General features: G+C 77.8%; 5 protein-coding genes. 3 read left to right on the top strand and 2 right to left on the bottom strand.

What is annotated here, in order from left to right; all coding sequences use genetic code 11:
• Nucleotides 1-853 (top strand): helix-turn-helix domain-containing protein (locus E1266_RS35950; protein WP_132054860.1); only part of this gene is annotated, 853 nt, incomplete at its 5' end.
• A 33-nt stretch (nucleotides 854-886) separates the two neighbouring features.
• On the opposite strand, the gene E1266_RS35945 is transcribed toward E1266_RS35950, so the two are convergent.
• Nucleotides 887-1852, bottom strand: a complete 966-nt coding sequence (locus E1266_RS35945) for a trypsin-like peptidase domain-containing protein (RefSeq protein WP_132054858.1) — start codon at nucleotides 1850-1852, stop codon at nucleotides 887-889.
• Between the two features lie 101 nt (nucleotides 1853-1953).
• Nucleotides 1954-2754, bottom strand: a complete 801-nt coding sequence (locus E1266_RS35940; RefSeq protein WP_165966354.1) for an SDR family oxidoreductase — start codon at nucleotides 2752-2754, stop codon at nucleotides 1954-1956.
• Between the two features lie 74 nt (nucleotides 2755-2828).
• Here E1266_RS35940 and E1266_RS35935 point away from each other — a divergent pair, with 74 nt between their 5' ends.
• On the top strand, nucleotides 2829-3575 hold the full coding sequence (locus tag E1266_RS35935) for a spermidine synthase (RefSeq protein ID WP_243719312.1): 747 nt from the start codon (nucleotides 2829-2831) through the stop codon (nucleotides 3573-3575).
• 115 nt (nucleotides 3576-3690) lie between these two features.
• Nucleotides 3691-4281 (top strand): biotin transporter BioY, encoded by a 591-nt coding sequence (locus tag E1266_RS35930; RefSeq protein WP_132054856.1) that lies wholly within the window; start codon nucleotides 3691-3693, stop codon nucleotides 4279-4281.
• The last annotated feature ends 15 nt before the right edge of the window (nucleotides 4282-4296 follow it).

The raw sequence follows: 4296 nt of genomic DNA, 5'->3' as shown, positions 1-4296 counted from the left end.
GCTGTACGAGGTGGTGTCGTGTGCGGTGGAGCCGGGGCCGGTGGTGACCGCCGCCGATTTCGCGGTCGTGGTCGCGCACGGGCTCGACGTGCTGGAGGAGGCCCACACGGTGGTCGTGCCGGCGGCGCCCGCGATGGACGAGGTGAGCCCGGGCGACGGGCCGGTCCCGGCGGCGCTGGTGGCGGCGCGGGAGCGGGGCGCGCGGATCGCCTCGATCTGCACCGCGGCGTTCGTGCTGGCGGAGGCGGGGCTGCTGGAGGGGCGGCGCGCGACGACGCACTGGCTGTCGTGCGAGCGGTTCGCGGCGCGGTTCCCGGGGGTGCGGGTGGACGCGGCCGTCCTGTACGCCGACGAGGGCGACGTGCTGACCTCGGCGGGCGAGGCGGCGGGCATCGACCTGTGCCTGCACATGATCCGCCGGGACCACGGCGCGGCGGTGGCGGGGGACGTGGCGCGCCGGACGGTGGTGCCGCCGCACCGCGAGGGCGGGCAGGCGCAGTTCATCGCGCGGCCGGTGCCCGAGCCGCGGGGCTCGTCGACGGCGGCGGCGCGGGCGTGGGCGCTGGAGCGGCTGGACCGGCCGGTGACGCTGGCGGAGCTGGCGGGGCGGGCGTCGATGAGCGTGCGGACGTTCACCCGCCGGTTCCGGGAGGAGACCGGCGCGTCGCCGCAGGCGTGGCTGGCCGGGCAGCGGGTGGAGCGGGCGCGGCGGCTGCTGGAGGAGACCGACCTGCCGGTGGAGGCGGTCGCGGCGCGGGCGGGGTTCGGGACGGCGGCGTCGCTGCGGGCGCACCTGCAGGCGGCGGTGGGGGTGGCGCCCACCGCCTACCGGGCCACGTTCCGCGGCCGCTGACACCGCCGGCCCGCGCGCGGCGGCGGGGCGGGGTCAGGCGTGTTCGGAGTCGAGTTCGACGGGTTCGGCGATGACGTCGACCATGGCGCCGTTGCGCAGCACGGTGATGGGCAGCGGCCGGCCGATCGCCTCGGCGAACATGAGCTTCTGCAGCGACTGGGCGTGCGAGACCGGCTGCCCGCCGGCGGTCAGGACCAGGTCGCCGCGGCGCAGCCCGGCCCGGTCGGCGGGGCTGGCGGGCACGACCTCGGCGACGCGCAGCGCCGCGTCCTGCCCGGTGCGGGCCCGCAGCGCGGCGGGGACGGGCACGGGCGCGGCGGCCAGGCCGAGGAACGCGCGGCGGACCCGGCCGTCGCGGATGAGCGCGCCGATGATGCGGCGGGTGGTCGCGTTGATGGGGACGGCCAGGCCGAGGCCGATCCCGGCGACGGCGGTGCTGACGCCGACGACGCGGCCGTGCGCGTCGGCGAGCGCGCCGCCGGAGTTGCCGGGGTTGAGGGCGGCGTCGGTCTGGATGACGTCCTCGATGACGCGGACGGCGGTGCCGGCGCGGGTGCGCTGCGAGGTCGGCAGGGACCGGCCGAGCGCCGACACCACCCCGGCGGTGACCGACCCCGACAGGCCGAGGGGGTTGCCGACGGCGACGACGAGCTGCCCGACGACGAGGCCGTCGCTGTCGCCGAGGGTGACCGGGCCGGGGACGGGGCCGTCGGCGCGGACGACCGCCAGGTCCGACAGGGCGTCGGTCCCGACGACGGTGAAGTGGGCGGTGGCGCCGTCGGCGAACGCGGCGTCGCCGCCGTGCGCGGCGCCGACGACGTGGGCGTTGGTGAGCAGGAACCCGTCGCCGGTGAACGCCACGGCCGAGCCGGCGCCCTCGCCGCCCCGGTGCCGGACGCGCAGCGCCGCCACCCGCGGGGTCAGCTCGCGCGCGACGGCGGACACGACGCGGGAGTAGGCGTCCAGCGGCGGGCCGCCGTCAGGGGGATCGGGGATCATCGCACCTCCCGGATGATTACATCGTTACACGGTAACCACGGGAGGGGAAAAGGTGTTCCGCGCCGCACCGCGCGTCCCCTGCGCGCCCGGGAGCGGCGGTGTCAGCGCAGGGTGGACAGCCCGCCGTCGACGTGGACGACCTGCCCGGTGACGTAGGACGCGCGGTCCGACATCAGGAACACCGCCACGTCGGCCACCTCCCACGCGGTGCCCTGCCGCCGCATCGGGATCAGCCCCGCCGCGCGGTCCCGGTTCCGGTTGCCGGCGGACGCCTCGCGCCCCATGACGGTGTCGATGAGGCCGGGCGCGACCACGTTGGCGCGGACGCCGCGCGGCGCGCCCTCGGCGGCGATGTGGCGCACCAGCCCGGCCAGGCCCGCCTTGGACGCGTCGTAGGACGGCGACCGCGACCCCGGCTTGGTCCCCGCCAGCGACCCGATGAACACCATCGCGGCGCCGTCGTCCAGCGCGGGCATCGCCGCCTTCCCGACCAGGAACGGGGCGCGGAGGTTGACCTGCAGGACGCGGTCCCAGTCGGCCAGCGCCGTGCCCGCCAGCCCGTACCCGATGCCGATCCCCGCGTTGAACACCACCCCGTCCAGCCCGCCGAGCCGCTCGGCCGCCTGCGACACCACCCGGTCGCAGGACTCGGGGTCGCCGACGTCGGCCACCGCGACGCACGCGTCCCCGCCCTCGTCGGCGATCATCGCCGCGGTCCGGCCGGCGGAGTGCTCGTCGGCGTCGGCGCAGGCGACGCGGGCGCCCTCCCGCGCGGCCGTGATCGCGATGGCGCGGCCGTTGCCGACCGGCGCGTCCGGCTCGTCGCTGGGCCGCGTCCCCGCGCCGACGACCAGGATCCGGCGGCCGCGCAGCAGGCCGCCCGGGAGGGAGGGATCGGGCATGACCGGCACCGTACTGGACACCGCCCGCCGCCGCCCAGACCCGGAGATCCCCGCCCCGGGCTATGGTGCGGGGCATGGGCGATGGCGCGGGGACGGCGAGCGGGCCGGCGGTGGCGGAGCCGGGCGAGTTCGAGCCGGGCGCAGTCCTGCCGGACGCGGTGGAACCGGTGGTGGTGGAGCGCGCCGCGGGCGTCGGCGGTGAGCTGGTGCTGCGCCGCACCGGCGCCCACTACGAGATCATCAGCAACGGCGTGTTCCTCATGGACACCCGCGGCGGCTCGTCCGAGCGGCTCCTGGTCCGCGCCGCCGTGCGGGGCCTGGACGGGCCGGTCCGGCTGCTCATCGGCGGCCTCGGCGTCGGGTTCTCCCTCGCCGAGGCGCTCACCCTGCCCGGCGTCGCGAACGTCACCGTCGTCGAACGCGAACCCGCCGTGATCGCCTGGCACGCCGCCGAGCTGCGGCCCTTCTCCGGCGGCGCGCTCGACGACCCCCGCGTCACCGTGGAGCGCGCCGACCTGCTCGACCACCTCGCCGCCCCGCACGGCCCGCGGTACGACGCCCTCTGCCTGGACATCGACAACGGCCCCGACTGGACGGTCACCCCCGGCAACGCGCGCCTGTACGGCGCCGCGGGACTGGACCTGCTCACCGCGCGGCTCGCCCCGCGCGGGACGCTGGCGGTGTGGAGCGCCGGCGCCGCACCGGCGTTCGAGGCGCTGCTGCGCGGCCGGTTCAGCCGCGTGCGGGCCCGGGCGGTGCCGGTGCCGCGCGGCGAACCCGACGTCGTCTACCTGGCGAGCGGCCCCCGCCCGGCCGGCTGACGCCTCCGGCCGCACATCCCGGAGGTTCGCGACCCGGTTCCGGTAACCCCCTTCATCTGCCCCGACGTCCCGTTCGCTAGGTTTCCGGACTGACAACACCTTTTGGGAGGACCCTGTGGCCACTGCCCACGCAGCCCGGCGGCGCCCCGCCGTCCTGGGCGACCTGCTGCCAGGTTCACTGGCCCGCGACGCCGCACTCGTCGTCGGCGCCGCCGCGTTCGTCGGCGCGGCCGCGCAGCTCGCCGTCCCGCTGCCCGGCACCCCGGTGCCGGTGACCGGGCAGACCTTCGCGGTCCTGCTGGCGGGCGCCGCCCTCGGCTTCGGACGCGCCGGCCTCGCCATGATCGTCTACCTGCTGGCCGGGATGGCGGGCATGCCCTGGTTCACCGAGGGCGGCTCCGGGACCGGCGTCCCGACCCTCGGGTACGTCATCGGGTTCGTCGCCGCCGCCGCCGCGGTCGGCGCGCTGGCCCGCCGCGGCGGGGACCGGACCCCGCTGCGGACCGTCGCGACCATGCTCGCCGGCACCGTCATCATGTACGCGGCGGGCGTCCCGTACCTGATGGCGTCGCTGGGCATCGACCTCGGGCGGGCCCTGGAACTCGGCGTCACGCCGTTCCTGGCCGGGGACGCGCTGAAGGTCCTGCTCGCGGCGGGCCTGCTGCCCGCGGCGTGGAAGCTGACCGGGACCGCCCGCGGCCGCTGACCCGCCCCGCCGACC

The sequence above is a fragment of the Actinomadura sp. 7K534 genome, assembly GCF_004348575.1.
Lineage (GTDB): Bacteria > Actinomycetota > Actinomycetes > Streptosporangiales > Streptosporangiaceae > Spirillospora > Spirillospora livida.
Note: the sequence above shows the minus strand (reverse complement) of the source record. Positions and strands in the feature narration are given on the sequence as shown.